At 65.1% G+C, this 15,624-nt stretch carries 19 protein-coding genes; 10 read left to right on the forward strand and 9 right to left on the reverse strand.

Annotated features, from left to right (window positions below):
* Positions 1–3 precede the first annotated feature (3 nt).
* Together FJ964_RS12520 and FJ964_RS12525 are read left to right on the forward strand one after the other, a co-directional pair.
* On the forward strand, positions 4–465 hold the full coding sequence (locus FJ964_RS12520) for a MucR family transcriptional regulator (protein ID WP_140550675.1): 462 nt from the start codon (positions 4–6) through the stop codon (positions 463–465).
* 111 nt (positions 466–576) lie between these two features.
* Positions 577–1,677: an aminotransferase class I/II-fold pyridoxal phosphate-dependent enzyme gene (locus tag FJ964_RS12525; RefSeq protein ID WP_140550676.1), complete on the forward strand. Its 1,101-nt coding sequence runs from the start codon at positions 577–579 to the stop codon at positions 1,675–1,677.
* Positions 1,678–1,710: 33 nt separating this feature from the next.
* Here the strand turns inward: FJ964_RS12525 and FJ964_RS12530 are convergent, their stop codons facing one another.
* Genes FJ964_RS12530 through FJ964_RS12540 form a run of 3 tightly spaced genes read right to left on the reverse strand, consistent with a single transcriptional unit; the run spans position 1,711 to position 2,948 of the window.
* Positions 1,711–2,118: a lysozyme inhibitor LprI family protein gene (locus FJ964_RS12530; protein WP_140550677.1), complete on the reverse strand. Its 408-nt coding sequence runs from the start codon at positions 2,116–2,118 to the stop codon at positions 1,711–1,713.
* A gap of 34 nt (positions 2,119–2,152) precedes the next feature.
* Positions 2,153–2,578 (reverse strand): hypothetical protein, encoded by a 426-nt coding sequence (locus FJ964_RS12535; protein ID WP_140550678.1) that lies wholly within the window; start codon positions 2,576–2,578, stop codon positions 2,153–2,155.
* Positions 2,579–2,612: 34 nt separating this feature from the next.
* Positions 2,613–2,948, reverse strand: a complete 336-nt coding sequence (locus FJ964_RS12540; RefSeq protein WP_140550679.1) for a hypothetical protein — start codon at positions 2,946–2,948, stop codon at positions 2,613–2,615.
* Positions 2,949–3,784: 836 nt separating this feature from the next.
* Here FJ964_RS12540 and FJ964_RS12545 point away from each other — a divergent pair.
* Positions 3,785–5,023: an MFS transporter gene (locus tag FJ964_RS12545; RefSeq protein ID WP_140550680.1), complete on the forward strand. Its 1,239-nt coding sequence runs from the start codon at positions 3,785–3,787 to the stop codon at positions 5,021–5,023.
* 85 nt (positions 5,024–5,108) lie between these two features.
* Positions 5,109–5,339: a hypothetical protein gene (locus FJ964_RS12550; protein ID WP_140492627.1), complete on the forward strand. Its 231-nt coding sequence runs from the start codon at positions 5,109–5,111 to the stop codon at positions 5,337–5,339.
* 21 nt (positions 5,340–5,360) lie between these two features.
* Here FJ964_RS12550 and FJ964_RS12555 read toward each other — a convergent pair whose 3' ends face one another.
* The 6 genes from FJ964_RS12555 to hemC all read right to left on the reverse strand — a co-directional run bounded on the left by FJ964_RS12555 (position 5,361) and on the right by hemC (position 11,459).
* Positions 5,361–6,098 carry a glutamine amidotransferase gene (locus FJ964_RS12555; RefSeq protein ID WP_140550681.1) on the reverse strand — a complete coding sequence of 246 codons (738 nt, stop codon included), beginning with the start codon at positions 6,096–6,098 and terminating at the stop codon, positions 5,361–5,363.
* A 13-nt stretch (positions 6,099–6,111) separates the two neighbouring features.
* The gene (locus FJ964_RS12560) at positions 6,112–6,591 is read right to left on the reverse strand and encodes a TerB family tellurite resistance protein (RefSeq protein ID WP_140550682.1); all 480 of its coding nucleotides are present in this window, start codon (positions 6,589–6,591) and stop codon (positions 6,112–6,114) included.
* Between the two features lie 36 nt (positions 6,592–6,627).
* Positions 6,628–8,229 (reverse strand): heme biosynthesis protein HemY, encoded by a 1,602-nt coding sequence (locus FJ964_RS12565; RefSeq protein WP_140550683.1) that lies wholly within the window; start codon positions 8,227–8,229, stop codon positions 6,628–6,630.
* A gap of 10 nt (positions 8,230–8,239) precedes the next feature.
* Positions 8,240–9,724 (reverse strand): COG4223 family protein, encoded by a 1,485-nt coding sequence (locus FJ964_RS12570; RefSeq protein ID WP_140550684.1) that lies wholly within the window; start codon positions 9,722–9,724, stop codon positions 8,240–8,242.
* 89 nt (positions 9,725–9,813) lie between these two features.
* Positions 9,814–10,530: a uroporphyrinogen-III synthase gene (locus FJ964_RS12575; RefSeq protein WP_140550685.1), complete on the reverse strand. Its 717-nt coding sequence runs from the start codon at positions 10,528–10,530 to the stop codon at positions 9,814–9,816.
* 2 nt (positions 10,531–10,532) lie between these two features.
* Complete coding sequence (gene hemC / locus FJ964_RS12580) at positions 10,533–11,459, reverse strand: hydroxymethylbilane synthase (RefSeq protein ID WP_140550686.1); 927 nt, start codon at positions 11,457–11,459, stop codon at positions 10,533–10,535.
* A 105-nt stretch (positions 11,460–11,564) separates the two neighbouring features.
* On the opposite strand from hemC, the gene tsaD reads away from it, so the two are divergent.
* The 6 genes from tsaD to FJ964_RS12610 are packed head-to-tail and all read left to right on the forward strand — an operon-like array spanning position 11,565 to position 15,619.
* Positions 11,565–12,650, forward strand: coding sequence for a tRNA (adenosine(37)-N6)-threonylcarbamoyltransferase complex transferase subunit TsaD (tsaD, locus tag FJ964_RS12585; RefSeq protein ID WP_181172460.1), 1,086 nt, complete (start codon positions 11,565–11,567; stop codon positions 12,648–12,650).
* Entirely contained in the window at positions 12,647–13,684 is a 1,038-nt protein-coding gene (locus FJ964_RS12590; protein ID WP_181172448.1) for an NAD(P)H-dependent glycerol-3-phosphate dehydrogenase, read from the forward strand. Before tsaD ends, FJ964_RS12590 begins: the two co-directional genes overlap by 4 nt.
* A gap of 37 nt (positions 13,685–13,721) precedes the next feature.
* On the forward strand, positions 13,722–14,018 hold the full coding sequence (locus FJ964_RS12595) for a YciI-like protein (RefSeq protein ID WP_140550688.1): 297 nt from the start codon (positions 13,722–13,724) through the stop codon (positions 14,016–14,018).
* A 39-nt stretch (positions 14,019–14,057) separates the two neighbouring features.
* Positions 14,058–14,483, forward strand: a complete 426-nt coding sequence (locus tag FJ964_RS12600) for an EVE domain-containing protein (protein WP_140492656.1) — start codon at positions 14,058–14,060, stop codon at positions 14,481–14,483.
* Positions 14,480–15,151 carry a methyltransferase gene (locus FJ964_RS12605; RefSeq protein WP_140513954.1) on the forward strand — a complete coding sequence of 224 codons (672 nt, stop codon included), beginning with the start codon at positions 14,480–14,482 and terminating at the stop codon, positions 15,149–15,151. Before FJ964_RS12600 ends, FJ964_RS12605 begins: the two co-directional genes overlap by 4 nt.
* Positions 15,152–15,202: 51 nt before the next feature.
* Positions 15,203–15,619, forward strand: a complete 417-nt coding sequence (locus FJ964_RS12610; RefSeq protein WP_140550689.1) for a DUF1761 domain-containing protein — start codon at positions 15,203–15,205, stop codon at positions 15,617–15,619.
* The last annotated feature ends 5 nt before the right edge of the window (positions 15,620–15,624 follow it).

Below are 15,624 nucleotides of genomic sequence, written 5' to 3' on the forward strand. Positions count from 1 at the left end.
AGATTGACCGACGACAGCAACGACGCTCGCAAGGATATCGACCTTCTCGAGCTGACCGCCCATATCGTGTCGGCTTACGTCGAGAAGAACCGCCTGCCCGCCTCCGGCCTGGCGGACCTCATCGCCAGCGTCAGCGCGTCGATCAGCGGGCTCGGCCAGCCGGCCGCTCCCGTGGCGGCGCCGCTCGTGCCGGCGGTCAACCCCAAGAAGTCGGTGACGCCGGATTTCATCATCTGCCTGGAGGACGGCAAGAAGTTCAAATCGCTGAAGCGTCATCTGGGCGTGCATTTCGGCCTGACGCCGGACGCCTACCGCGCCAAATGGGGCTTGCCGTCGGACTATCCGATGGTCGCTCCCAATTACGCGGCCTCGCGTTCGGAACTGGCGAAGTCGATCGGTCTCGGCCGCAAGGCCGCCGCCCCGAAAGCGCCTGCCAGGGGCAGGAAGGCCAAGGTCTCGGCCTGAGCGCGCATTCCCGCGCTGAGCCAATTGGTTGATTGAGGCCTGCCGGCGTTCCGTCTTGGCAGCTTCATGCTTTTGTGGCTTGGATGAGCCAGACAGGCCTCGGGGGAAGCCATGAACTATACCAGGATGGTGATCGAGAAAGAGGCGCCGGAGGAATACGGCTACGACCGCATCCGCTACAATCTCTCCGAAAGTTCGATCGCCGACCAGAAGCTCTCCGACCTCGGCCTGTCGCTGCCCGATCTTACGCTCTTCTATGGCGAGCATCGCGGGGACAGGGGATTGCGCGCGCTGATCGCGGCGCAGGACGCCGGCGTTTCGCCAGATGATGTGCTGATCACCGCGGGTGCGGCCGGCGCGCTGTTCATCGTCGCCACGTCGCTTCTGTCGGCAAGCGACCATCTCGTCGTCGTCCGCCCCAACTACGCCACCAACATCGAAACCCCGAGGGCGATCGGCTGTGCCATCAGCTTTGTCGACCTCGCCTTCGAGGACGGCTTCGCCATCGACGTCGAGCGCCTCAAGGCGGCGATCCAGCCCAACACCCGCCTGATCAGCGTCACCTGTCCGCACAATCCGACCGGAACCATGTTGTCTCGTGCCGATCTCGACACGTTGATAGCGCTCGCCGAAAGCCGCCGTTGCCATCTGCTGGTCGACGAGACCTACCGCGACCTCTCCTATGGGAGACGTCTGCCCCCGGCAGCTTCGCTGAGCCAGCGGGCGATCAGCGTCTCGTCGCTGTCGAAAGCCTTCGGCATTCCCGGCATCCGCATCGGCTGGCTGGTGACCAGGGATGCGGGCCTCCAGGAGAAATTCCTGGCCGCCAAGGAGCAGATAGGCATCTGCGGCAGCGTCATCGACGAGGGCATTGCGCGCGGCATGCTCGAACGTCGCGACGCCTTCCTCGCCAGGCTGTTGCCTGAGATGGCCAGGCGCCGCGACATCGTCCAGGCGTGGGTCGACGGTGAGCCGCTGGTCAGCTGGGTGCGGCCCGAGGGCGGTGTCGTCGGCTTCCCGCGTCTGAACGTCGAGCCCGGCTTCGACCTCGACCGGTTTTATGGCACCCTGCTGGAGAGCCATGGCACCTATGTCGGGCCCGGCCACTGGTTCGAAATGCCGAAGCGCTTCTTCCGCATCGGTTTTGGCTGGCCGACGGAGGCGCAATTGCAGGGCGGGCTCGACGCCATCTCCGCCGCGCTGAGGGCATGATTTTCCACCCGCCTTGGAGGCATGCCGAAAACCTCAGTTCGCTGCCGGAACGGAACAGCTCAGATCGCCTTCCTTGCAGTTCAGGTAACCCTCGAAATCCTTGACCCGGGATTGCGTCAGGCCATCCATGCACATCGAGAGGAGCATGGGGACCATGCTGCCTCCGGCCGCTCCCGCGGTCTGGAAATTGCACTCGGCGTCGCTGAACTTGATCCAATCCTGCTGCGCTTGGACAAGAAGCTTCTTGGTATCCGCGTCGTCCTTCAGGCGGGTTTCGATCTGCTTGTAAAGTTCGTTGAGCTTCTTGTCGGATTTCCTGAACGAAGCACCGGCGCACTGGTTCATGGTGGCCTGATCCTTGGCGTCGGCGCACTTGTCCTTTGCAAAAGCGAAAGCCGGCATGGCCAGAACCACGGCGGTGGTCAGAATTGCGGTTTTCATCGGTTCTCGTCCTCTTTGCAGGTGAGCGGCATCGTCATTCCGTAACGGTTTCGGCGAAGCACCTGGCCAGCTTTTCCGGTGCTCCAAGCTTCTTCGCCCAGGATACCAGTTCAGGCTTTTCCGATGGATCGGCATAGCCGCCCCATACGTCACGAAACTGCTTCCTTCCGTCGACTGTCTGGAAGAACATCACGCCGTCATCACTCACAGGCGTGGAGACATACGCGGCGCTCCAGTTGCCGCTTTCCAAGATGGTGATGAACTTGGCGCGGGCGGGCTTGAACTTATTGTCCATCGCCGAAGCGACGAGCGGTGCATATTCCTGTTTGCGCGCCTTCGTCACCTCGACCTTGACGCCGTCGCAGGCATCGTTCGCGAAAGCAGATGCCGGTATCAACCCCGCCAGCCCGATCATGAGGATTTTGGCGTGCCGTCGAACCAAGTCGCCGAGTTCAGACATAGGTGATTTCCTCTTCCTTCACGGAGTGTGGCTGTCAGTCGGAATCGCCGTCATCCGATGAATCGTCATCGTCAGGCGCATCGACCTGGCAGCCAATGCCATTGCACCCCTGATAGTTGCCCTGCGTATCGAAGTTTGGATTGCCTTGCCTGTCGTATTGCGGCCTGTCATCGATGCTTTGATCCCCATCATCAGGGTCATCGACTTTGCATCCGATCCGATGGCAGCCAATGTATCTGCCTCGCGTATCGAAATTGGGATTACCTTGCTTGTCGTATTGCGGCCTGGTGTCGATGGTCTGATCGTCGGTGGTGCAGCCGGCGACCGCCAGTAAAACACTGGCGATAACCGAATAAACTATACGTTTCATGATTTATTCTCCTCGCTCCCCGCCGGCAGAGGTTCATCCGTCGGTCGGAGGACGATCCGAAGAGGACAAAAGCTTCGCGGACCACGAAACGCCCGAACTGTGGCCCATGCATTCGACGACTTTGCGGCCGGCTGTCGCAATTCCTCAAGTCGAGGGGAACGCTCCCAGCGGGAGCCGCCTTGGCGAATGTCCATTTCCCTCTCCATGCCTAGCGCCCGCCCGCCCAAGCATGCCAACGATCCGCCGGCGCGGTTGATGTATCCATAGGTTGTAACCGATATCGCCGGCTAGCAAGGGAAAATTGCCAGATCTTGAGTTCTGTTTTGAAAATGCTTAATAATCCAGTAAGCACCCTGCCTGATTTAGCAAGTACTTAAATGCAATTGACAGAAAGGAGCCAGCAAAAAGATTGCTGCTTACGCCTACGCTTTTCGCACTATTCCAAAATAAAATGGTCTATTTATTCCAATTCACAGGGGCGACGATATAAAAGGGGTAAAATGACGCTCGGCATTATCGCCAGAACCCCAATGTATTGGTAGGTTTCGGCCAGGCCAGTGGGCAGGCCGAAAGAATGCTGCTCACTGATCGACTTTCAAGGCTATCGCGTGAACGACGGGGGAGGACTTCGAGACCCCGATAGGTTTTCCTGTCCCGCTGGGTCTTGTGGGTGAGTTTCGTGTGCGTTCGATGGAACACATCAGAAAATCCTTGATCCAGAACCTGTTTTTTGCGCGCGTCATACGTCGAACTGGGCTAAAGGGTTCCCCGGCCGGACCAGCGTCCATCGTGGAAGTGCCCCGCCGGCCTCCATCCTTCTAACGGGGCCTCGTTCCATGACCTCCGAACAGATATCACCGGACCAGCGCTATGCCGCGTTCCGCCATCGCTCCTTCCTGAGCTATTGGACGGCGCGCTTCCTCACCACATTCGCCACCATGATCGTGTCCGTCGCGGTCGGCTGGCAGATGTACGACCTGACCCGCGACCCGCTCGATCTCGGCCTTGTCGGCATCGTCCAGTTCCTGCCTTCGCTGCTCCTGGTGCTGGTCACCGGGGTCGTTGCCGATCGCTTCGGCCGCCGGCTGATCATGGCGCTGGCGGTGCTACTCGAGGCGATCTGTGCGCTCGCGCTGCTCATCCTGACCCTGCGCGGCATCAGCGGTCCGCTGCCAATCTTCATCGTGCTCGCCATGTTCGGCATCGCCCGCGCCTTCTTCGGACCGGCCTCGTCGTCGCTGTTCGCCAATCTGGTGCCGCCCCGGGATTTCGCCAACGCCATTGCCTGGAACTCGTCGGCCTGGCAGACGGCGACCATCGTCGGGCCGGTCGCCGGCGGCCTGCTCTACGGCGTATCGGCCGAGGTGGCCTATGGCACGGCCACGGCGCTGATGCTCGTCGCCGGGCTGCTGATCTTCACCATACCGAGGCCGGCCCAGCGCAGCGAGACCGACAAGCCGACCATGCAGACCCTGTTCGCCGGCTTCGGTTACATCTGGGGCGAGAAGATCGTGCTTGGCGCCATCTCGCTCGATCTCTTCGCCGTGCTCCTGTCCGGCGCCTCGGCGCTGCTGCCGATCTATGCCCGCGACATATTGCAACTCGGCCCCTGGGGGCTTGGTTTGCTGCGCTCGGCGCCAGGGGTGGGTGCCATCTGTGTCGCCATCTGGCTCGCTGGTCATCCTATCCGAAACCACGCGGGCCTGATCATGCTCGGCTTCGTGGCCGCGTTCGGCGCCTTTACGGTGCTGTTCGGCCTGTCGACCATCGCCTGGCTGTCGATCCTGGCATTGGCCTTCCTCGGCGCCACCGACATGTTCAGCGTCTACATCAGGGAAACTTTGATCCAGCTCTGGACCCCCGATCATGTCCGCGGCCGTGTCAACGCCGTCAATCAGGTCTTCGTCGGCGCCTCCAACGAGCTCGGCGAATTCCGCGCCGGCACCATGGCGGCGCTGATCGGCACGGTGCCGGCCGTCGTCATCGGCGGCGTCGGGGCCATCGCCGTTGCCGGCCTGTGGGCCTACCTGTTCCCGGCGCTCCGAAGGGTGCGGCACCTCAATGGACGAAACTGACGGGGCATCGAATTCAGGTCCACCGGTATCGGCGGGCTGCGAATCTGTGCTAAGCCGCCGCCCGACCAACCAAAGGACGATACCTGTGAGCGAACCGACCGTGGCCGAGGCAACCGAGAGTATCTATGTGTCGCTGCGAGCGGACAATGCCGATCTCGACGCCCATATCGCGACGCTTAAGGCAGCGCTGGCACGAGAGGGGATGAAGCAGGCGGTGTTCGATCCCACCAAACTGGCGCAGAACAACCGCTCGGGCCGCAAATTGATGCAGGCTTATTTTCGCCAGCGCGGCGTGAGCGTGACGTTTTCGAACTAGCAGGCGTTAAACGACCCGCCATCAGGGGATGGTTGTGCCGCCACCGCGCCGTCGGCCGCCGAAAATCAGCACCAGGAACTCGTCCAGCCAGCGCTTGAGGTGGATGTCCCAGATGAGCCGGCCGCCGAGATGGTCGCGGCCGGGCTGGGCGCCCGGCAGTTCGAAGCGGTGCGCGCCGCGCACCACCCAGCGCTGCATCATCAGCCTGGTCAATTCGCCATGGAACTGGATGCCCCAGGCATTGTCGCGATAGCGGAAGGCCTGGTTGGGATAGGTCTCGGCGGTCGCCAGCAAGGTCGCGTCGCTCGGCAGCGAAAAACCTTCGCGGTGGAACTGATAGACCATTTCAGGCCAGCGCATCAGTTTCTGGCCTGCTTCCGTCGCCTTCAACGGATACCAGCCGATCTCGACCAGCCCTTCGCCATGCCCCTCGACCCTGCCGCCCAAATGGTTGACCAGCATCTGCGCACCAAGGCAGATGCCCAGCAGCGGCCGATTCTCCCGCAGCGGAACCTCAAGCCAGTCGGTCTCGCGGCGGACGAACTCGTCCTCGTCATTGGCGCTCATGGGGCCGCCGAACACCACGGCCCCGGCATGGCCGTCGAGCGTCTCTGGCAAGGCATCGCCAAGCGGCGGACGGCGGATGTCGAGATCGAAACCCTCTTCGAGAAGCATGTGGCCGACGCGCCCGGGGCTCGAATTCTCCTGATGCAGCACGATCAGGATTCTTGGCTTCGAAGGCGGCGGCTTCGGCGGCATCGGCGAATGGACCCTATTCGTCGCTCGACGTTCCACGGGCGCCCGGCGCCTCGGCCGCCGCCTTGCGGCGCGCCTCGATGCGGTCCTGGCGTTCGACGCCGATCAGCTCGGCAACGCGCCAGACCGTGTTGTCTTCCAACTCGTGCAGCTCGCCATCGGCATAGACGATCTCCCACATCAGGCCGATGAAAGCCTTGCGGCCTTCGGCATCGAGGTGGCGCTTCAGCACGCTGGTGAAGGCATAGAGGTCGATCGCCTCGTTGTCGGCGCGCTCGCCGGCGGCGGCCAGCGCGTCGAGCTCGTTGCCGCTGACCGAATAGGCCTGCGCCAGCACTGCCTTGAACCGCTCCCACTCGACGTCCTGGCGCACGCCGTCGGCGCTCATCACGTGGTAGAGCAGCGCCGAAGCCGCTACGCGCGGGTCATCGGCGCTGGCGCGGGCGCCGGCGCCGGTCGGCAAATCCCTCAGAAACGACAGGACGCGTTCGAACATCGATCCATTCCCAAACGGCCGGACCATCCGGCCAACTCAAAACAACCGGAACCGGCGCGGCGACTTTTCCGCCGCATCGTCCGGGTCGACGCCGGGATCGTCCGGCAGGCGTGCCAGTTCCTGCGCCGGCTCGACGGCCTCGGCATCGGCGGGCACCGCGGCGAAAGCCTGCGCCGTCACCGGCCTGACGTGGTCCTGGTCGTTCTCGGCCTGCCTGCCCGCCGTCTCGCCGCCTGGGCCAGCATGATCGATCACCTCGACCGGTTCTTCCTGCGCCGACCTGCCCGGCGCCTCGATAGCCACCGCCGGGGCGCCCGGCGCATCGTCACGGCTGTCGATCAGCTGGCCGAGACGCTCCATCGGGGCGCGCCACTCGAAGGCGTCGAGCCGGCCGGTGACCGGCGATACCGGCGCCCAGCGCTCCGAGACGACGCCGTCGGCGACCCAGGCCGGATCGCGCGGCGCCCGCACCGCCTTGGACAGGAGCTGCCGCACCTTGCCCTGGTCGCCGGTCTCGGCTTCTTCGATGTCGGCCAGAAGCAGATAGGCGCCCTCGCGGCGGTCCATCCGGATCGCCGCCTCGGCCTCGCGGCGGGCGGTCGCAAAATCCTGTGCATCGAGCGCGGCGCGCGCCACCGTCATCGAGGATTCGGCGTGGTTCTTCCTCATCTCCTGCAATTTCTTCGCCCGGTTGAGGCGATCGAGCACGGCGTCACCTGGCCTTGCATGGGTATAGAGCTCCGCTATCTCCGGATGCGGTTCGGCCCTCCAGGCCGTCTCGAGTATCTTCGAGCCCTTGCGCACGTCGTTCTGGCGAAACAGCAGCGTCGCAGCCGCGACCGCGGCCGGCGCGAACTCCGGCTGCAGCCGATTGGCCTCTATCGCCGCCGTTCGGGCGGCCGCGGGATCGCTGTCGGCGAGTGACTGCGCCTTGGCGGTCAACAGCACGGCGCGTCGGCGGTTGGCGGCGTCGCGTTCGATCTGGCGGGTCGCCTTCTGCGCCTCGACCAACTTCAGCGCGCCGTCCCAGTCGCCGCGCCCGGTCAGCTCTTCAAGCGTCGATTCGGCCGCCCAGGCCAGTTGCGGCGCCATGCCGGCGGCGCGCCCGGCATAGTGCCTGGCGGCATTGCGGTCCCCCAGGCGCTCGGCTTCGAGATAAAGTCCGCGCAGACCGAGCAGCCGCATCTCGGGATCGTCGAGCATACTCTCGAATTTCTGGCGCGCGCCTTCGTGGTCGCCTTCGAGGAGCGAAGCCTGGGCCTCGAGCAGATGGATCAATGGCTCCTGGTCGGAGCGGATCAGCTTGGCCGCTTCCTTGGTCTTCTTGCGGGCCAGCGCGCCGTCGCCGGCGCCGGCGGCGATCATGCCGGTCGACAGCGCCTGATAGCCGCGGTCGCGGCGCCGCACCCGGAAATAGCGCGAAATGGTGTAGGGGCTGTTCCAGACCGACTTGATCAGCCACCACAGGATCATCACCGCCGCGACGACAGCGACCACCGCCACCGCCGCCACCATCAGGCTGACCTGATACTGGTAGCCGTTGAAGGTTATGACCATGTCGCCCGGCCGGTCCGCCAGCCAGGCAAAGCCCAGGCCCAGCGCGAAGACGACGGCGAGGAAGAGCAGGATTCGGATCATCGCTGGTTCCTCACGCCTTCATCGCGCCTGATATGAGCGCATCGATCAGCGTTTCGACCTCGATGCGTGCCTTCAGCTTGCCGGCAAAATCGGCGCCGGCCGCCTTTGCAGGCGCGGGCAGCGTCTCATATTCGGTGAGCGCCTTGGCATAGTCGCCCTGATTGACCGCCACCTCCATGCGCGCAATGGTTTCCGGTGCGCCGGCGCCCTGGACAGCGCCGATCGGCCGGACCTTGACCAGCGCTTCGGCGCTCGACAGAAGGTTCTGCAGCAGCCCGGCATTCTCGTCGACCGGCGTGGCCGCCGCGACCATGGCGTTGGCTGCGGCATCCATTTGCGATGCGATCTCGGTGCGGGTCTGGACGCCCTTTTTCGCGTAGGCACGCAGGGCCGCAAGCTGCGGCGCGTCCGGCGCGATCGCGGCGAAGGTCTCAAGCTCGGCACCGAACGGCGCGCCACGGTCGAGCGCCGCCTTCAATGCCGAAGCGGCGATGGCGAGCGCGACCTTCGGCTGTCCGGCCTGCGCCTCGACCTTGCCGGAAAGCTGCGCCACCGACTGCTCCAGCGCGGTGAGCCGGCCGTCCTGCTTCGCCGCCGCCTCGCCGGCCGATTTCACCAGCGCATCGAGGCCGGCCAGCCTTTCATTGACCGGACCGAGATCGACTGGGGCCGCGTTGCCGGCCTTGCCGAGCGCCGCGACCGCCGTCTCGATCTGCCTGACCTTGTCACCAAGCGCGGCCAGCCCGGCATTGTCGCCCGCTCCGCCTTGCTCGACCGCCGATTTGAGCGCCGCGACATCCGTCCTGACCTGATCCAATGCCGCGGACAACCCGTCGACCTTGGCCGACGCACCGCCGTCGCCGCCAGCCTGCCTCAGATCCGCGATCTCGGTTCTGAGCGCGGCGATCTCGCCGTTGACGCCTTCGAGCGAGACGCTGGCACCGGAGCCCGGCGCGCCGAGCAGGCCGGCGAACTGCAATCCGCCGGCGCCGACCAGCGCGATGACCCCGCCGATGATGCCGGCCGCGATGCCGTTGACCCGCTTCGGCGGTGGCGGTGCGGATACGGTTTTCCCGTTCCCTGCCGAGGCGCCGGTCGCCGGCCCGGCCGGATCAGGTTCGGCGCGCTTTGCCGATGCATCCTCGAAACTGTAGTCGAAGGCGCCGGCCTTGCCAGCGGCGTCGTCCGGGGAACCGGGGTAGGCCGCCGTCGGTTCGTCCGCCTTGGCGGCGCTTTCCGCGGATCGTTCCGATCGGGGCGCTGTCGCCTCGGCGTGCTCCCAGGGTTCGAGATCGGTCTGGTCGGCGTGCACAGGTTCTTCGGGCGCCTCCGGCTGCGAGGCGTTCGCGGCCTCCTCCGCCTTGGCCTCGTCGGTTTGCGCCCCGGCCTTGGCGGCATTCTCGTCGGCGATGCGGGAAACGGCGCCGGGTTCGAGTTCGATGGTCACCGGCTCGCGGCGGCTTTTCGAATGTCGCATCTTCGGCGTCTTGACCATGCTTGGGCTCCGCGAATTCGCTTAGGGATGGTTCAAAGAGGGTCTAGCACATCACCAAGCGGTGAAAAGGGGCGGTGTGATGACGCGGCTCAGCGCCCGGGCCGCAAAAGCGAAAGCAGCGCATCCTCGTCGGGCCGTGCAGCTATGCGGATACGGTCGCCAGCGACGTCGCCAAGGACGGCGGCGATGCGATGTGACAGGGCAAAAACCCGCGTCTTGCCAAAAATTTCGTGCAGCGCAGGCCGCCTGACCAGGACCCGCAGCGCGTCAGCCGCCCTGGCGGAATAAAGCAGCACCGCATCCGCGGTTTGCCCCGACAGACGGGCAAGCACGGCCTCGTCCGAATAGGTCACGGCGAGCGTGTCGTATGTCTCGACGGGGCGGACCCCGACATCGGCAGCTTGCAGCCGCTGCTCGAATGCCGGGAAGCGCACACGTCCGCAGAGATAGACAATGGTCTTGCCCTGGAATTCGCCGGCAAGACTGCCGGCAAGACCCTCGGCATTGCCGGGACCTTCGCTGACGGACAAAAACCCTGCTTCACGCGCGGCTTGCGCGGTCCTCTTGCCGACGGCATGGCAAGGCAAGTCCGAAAGCCGGGCGACAACCTCCTTCGGCGCAAAGCGCACGGCATTGGCGCTGGTCACCGCAACGGCCACGGCATCATCGATGACGAGGTCGGCATCGACCGGCAACGCCACCGTCTCGGTCAGTGGCAAAAGCACCGGTAGAAACCCCATGTCCTGCAGCAGTCGCGCGGTGCGGGAGGCGCCCGGTTCCGGCCGCGTCACCAGAACGCGCTGCACCGTCAGGCCCAGCCGTCGAAGAATGTCTCGCCGGCCTTGGCCCGCACCGTCCTTGCCGCCTCTTCGCCGATAAGGGCGGCATCCAGCGCCGGGCCTTTCATCTCGACCATGTGCGACTGCGTACCATCAGGCGAGATGATCAATCCCGCGAAAGAAAGGTCCGCGCCGTCTATCACGGCATGACCGGCAATCGGTGTGCGGCAGGAGCCGTCGAGGGCCGCCAGGAAAGCACGCTCGCAAGCCAGCGCCTGTCCGGTCGGCAGGTCATGGATGGCCGCCAGCATCTGTTCGACGTCGCCATCGCCGATGCGGGTTTCGATGCCGATCGCGCCTTGGCCCGGCGCCGGCGGAAAGATGTCGAGCGGGATCAGATCGGTGACCACATGGCCGAGCCCGAGCCGCTTCAGCCCGGCATGGGCGAGGATGGTGCCGGCGGCCACGCCTTCATCGAGCTTGCGCAGCCGCGTCTGCACATTGCCACGGAACATCACTACGTCGAGATCCGGCCGCATGCGGCGGATCAGCGCCTGCCGCCTGAGCGACGAGGAGCCGACTTTCGCCCCTTTGGGCAGGTCGGCGATTGTCTTCGCCGCCTTGCCGACAAAGGCGTCGCGTGCATCCTCACGCGGCAAAAAGGCGGAGATCTCCAGGCCGTCGGGCAATTGCGTCGGCATGTCCTTCGAGGAATGCACGGCAATGTCGATCGTGCGGGCGAGCAGCGCCTCCTCGATCTCCTTGGTGAACAGGCCCTTGCCGCCAGCTTCCGACAGCGGCCGGTCCTGGATGCGGTCGCCGCTGGTCGAGATGACGACGATTTCGAACGCGTCTTGCGGCAAACCATGCGCCGCCATAAGCCGCGCCTGGGTTTCCTGGGCCTGCGCCAGTGCCAGCGGGCTGCCGCGTGTTCCGATCTTCAAGATTGTTTGCATGGCGCGCGGTCCGTGATAACTGCCGGCAGGCGAAGTCGCCTTTTCCGGGCGTCTCCTACCGGGGAAAGCCTCGATATACAATCTCCAGGGGATAGCGACCAATTGATCCGCGTTCTGGGCATCGAGACGAGTTGTGACGAGACCGCCGCCAGCGTCGTGGCGCTGGAGGGCGATGCCGCGCCCAAAATCCTGTCCAATATCGTGCTGTCGCAGATCGAGGAGCATGCCGCCTTCGGCGGCGTGGTGCCGGAGATCGCCGCGCGCGCCCATGTCGAGGCACTGGACGGCATCGTCGAGGCGGCACTTGCCGATTCGGGCGTGGCGCTGGCCGACATCGACGCCATCGCCGCGACCGCAGGTCCGGGCCTCGTCGGCGGCCTCATCGTCGGGCTGATGACGGCCAAGGCGATCGCAGCCGCGGCCGGCAAGCCGCTGATCGCCGTCAACCATCTCGAAGGCCATGCCTTGACGGCACGGCTGACCGATGGGCTCGACTTTCCCTATCTGCTGCTGCTGGTTTCCGGCGGCCACACACAGATCCTGGCCGTGCGCGGCGTCGGCGACTACCAGCGCTGGGCGACGACCATCGACGATGCGCTCGGCGAAGCCTTCGACAAGACAGCCAAGATGCTTGGCCTGCCCTATCCCGGCGGCCCCAATGTCGAGAAGGCGGCGGCATCGGGCGATGCCGTTCGTTTTGCCTTCCCGCGTCCGATGAAGGGATCGGCGCAGCCCGATTTTTCGTTCTCCGGCCTGAAGACCGCCGTGCGCCAGGCGGCAAGCGCGATCGAGCCCTTGAGCGACCGGGATGTCGCCGACATCTGCGCCTCGTTCCAGGCGGCGGTGGCCGACGCGCTGGGCGACCGTGTCGCGCGCGCGCTCGCCCGGTTCCGCCGGGAATTCCCCGGTACCGCAGCGCCGGCGCTGGTCGTCGCCGGTGGCGTCGCCGCCAACCACACGATCAAGGCGACGCTGGAACGGCTGTGCGCCGAGGCGGGCTTCGCCTTTGTCGCGCCACCGCTGAAACTTTGCACCGACAATGCGGCAATGATCGCCTGGGCCGGCATCGAGCGGATGCGCGAAGGCCTGGCGCAAGAAAACGGCTTCGATTTCGTGCCGCGCTCGCGCTGGCCGCTGGACAGCATCTCCGCGCCGATGATCGGTTCGGGCCGGCGCGGGGCCAAAGCATGAGCAAGGAGGGCATGAGCGAAGAAGGCACGAGCGGCATCGAGACCGCGCCAACCGGCTGGCGCGTTGCAGTGCTCGGTGGCGGGGCCTGGGGTACCGCTTTGGCGCTGGCCATGCTGCGCGCCGGCCATTTCGTCCGCCTTTATGCGCGCGACCCGGAGACCGTCGCCGCAATCGACCACGGCGAAAATCGACGCTATCTGCCTGGCATCGCGCTCCAGGCCGGCATCGTGGCGACGAGCAACATCCAAGCCGCGCTCGACGGCGCCGATTGCGTGCTGGCAGTGGCGCCTGCGCAATCGCTGCGCACCATGCTGACAGCCACCAAGCCGCATATGCCTTCCGGCATTCCGCTTGTCCTTTGCGCCAAGGGCATCGAACGCGACACCGGCGACTTGCTGTCGGCGATCGTCGGAGAAATCCTGCCTGGAAATCCGGTCGCCGCTCTGTCCGGCCCGAGCTTCGCCACCGACGTCGCCCGCGGCTTGCCGACGGCGGTGGTGGTTGCCGCCCGCGACGAGGCGCTGGCGGCCAAGCTTGCCGCGCGCTTCTCGGCAGAAAATCTGCGCTGCTATTCGAATGATGATTTGATCGGCGTCGAGATCGGCGGCGCCTTGAAGAACGTCTTCGCCATCGCCGCCGGTGCCGTCACCGGCGCCGGGCTTGGCGCCAGTGCCCAGGCCGCCATGGTGACGCGCGGCTTCGTCGAACTGCGCCGCATCGGTGCCGCCTTCGGCGCCAGGCCCGAGACGTTGATGGGGCTTTCCGGCCTTGGCGACCTGCTGCTCACCTGCTCGTCCACGCAATCGCGCAACTTCGCCTACGGACTGGCGCTCGGCCAGGGCAAGCCGCTTGGCGGGCTGCCGCTGGCGGAAGGCGTGCCGACGGCGGCGATCGCCGCCCGCATCGCCACCGAGCGCGGCATCGACGCGCCGATCATTGCCGCTGTCGCCGCCATACTGGACGGCACCATCACCATCCGGCAGGCTGTGGCGGCGTTGATGACCCGGCCGCTGAAGACCGAAACCGACGATTAAATCCCCATGACTTTGATTCACCGACCAGGAGAAGACCATGCTGTTTGCTTTGATCTGCAAGGATAAACCGGGAAGCCTGCAGGTGCGCCTCGACACACGGCCCGAGCATGTCGTCTTTCTTGAAGGCCTTGTTGGCGAAAAGAGACTTGCGTTCGCCGGCCCGTTCCTCGACGCCGACGGCAAGCCGAATGGCACCTTGGCGGTGATCGAGGCACCCGACATGGCTGCTGCACAAGCTTTGTCGGCGGCCGATCCCTACGCCAAGGCCGGCTTGTTCGAAAGCGTCGAAATCCGCCAGTGGAACTGGACGATCAACAAGCCGGCGGCTAGTTAATCCCGGTCGCCCGCAAATGGGCCGCAAGGAGGAGAAAAAATGAACTACTGGCTGTTTAAATCCGAACCCTCGGTTTTCTCCTTCGAGGCGTTGAAAGCCAAAGGCAAGGCCGGCACGCAATGGGACGGCGTGCGCAATTACGCGGCGCGCAACAACATGAAGGCCATGCAGATCGGCGATCTCGGCTTCTTCTATCATTCCAACGAGGGGCTGAACGTGGTCGGCATCGCCGAGGTCTGCGCGCTGGCTCATCCCGACACCACATCGGACGATCCGCGTTGGGAATGCGTCGACATCCGCGCCTTCAAGGATGTGCCGAACCCGCCGACGCTGGAGCAGGTCAAGGCCAATCCCAAGCTCGCCGACATGGCGCTGGTGCGGCTCGGCCGGCTTTCCGTGCAGCCGGTCACGCCGGCCGAATGGAAGGAAGTCTGCCGCATGGGTGGCCTGACACCGGCTCCGTGACGGTTCTCACGAGCCATAGCGCGGAACGCTTCATCCTCGACAATACGGCGCTGATGGCGCCGCCGCACGTGCCGGAGATTGCGCTGTATCTTGCCGACGAGGCGCATGATCTGTGGCAGCGGACCGAGGACGAACTGGTCGAGATCGGGCTGCCGCCGCCTTTCTGGGCCTTTGCCTGGGCCGGCGGCCAGGGGCTTGCCCGTCATATCATCGACAATCCGGCCATGGTGCGGGGCAAGCGGGTGCTCGACTTCGCCTCCGGCTCCGGTCTCGTCGCTATCGCCGCGGCTAAAGCCGGCGCGGCAGGGGTGACCGCCGCCGACATCGACCCGTTCTGCGCCACGGCGGTTCGCCTCAATGCGCAAGCCAATGGCGTCGCGGTCGAATTCGTCCAGAATGACTGCGTCGGAACGGATGCGGACTGGGACGTGGTTCTTGCCGGCGATGTCTTCTACGACAAGCCGTTCGCAGACCGGCTGACGCCTTGGTTCGCGGCTCTGAAGCGGCGCGGCGCCGATATCCTGATCGGCGATCCCGGCCGCTCCTATCTGCCGCGGTCGGGGTTGGAACCGCTTGGCGTCTACCAGGTGCCGGTGACGCGGGCGCTCGAGGATGCCGAAATAAAACGCACCACTGTCTGGCGGTGGAGCACCGCGCGCCCGGCTTGACGCCGCCACTGAACAGGCGTTTCCATGAGCTCCGTATCAGTGGGGGATATCATGGATTTTTCAGCGGTTAACTGGCTGGCGGTGATCGTCGCCGCAATCCTGGCGTGGTTGTTCGGCGCCGGCTGGTACACCGGGTTGAGCAAGCCATGGCTGAAGGCTGCAAAACTCGATCCGGCGACCATGAAGAAATCGTTGCTGCCATTCCTCATCTCTTTCATCGCCGAGTTGGTCATGGCGCTTGTGATGGCCCTGGTCGTCGGCGCGGTGACGGGCGGCGAGCCGACATTGCTGGCGGGACTGGTCTTCGGTTTCGTGCTTTGGCTCGGTTTCGTCGCAACCACGCTGTCGGTCAATCATCGCTACGAGAATTTCGGCTGGGACCTGACCGTCATTGACGGCGGCCACTGGCTTGGCGTGCTGCTGATCATCGGCGCCGTGGTCGGCTGGTTCGGCGCCGCGGCGAGCTGAAGGCC

Origin of the sequence: Mesorhizobium sp. B2-3-2, from assembly GCF_006442295.1 — a bacterium.
In the GTDB taxonomy this organism is placed as follows: Bacteria; Pseudomonadota; Alphaproteobacteria; order Rhizobiales; family Rhizobiaceae; genus Mesorhizobium.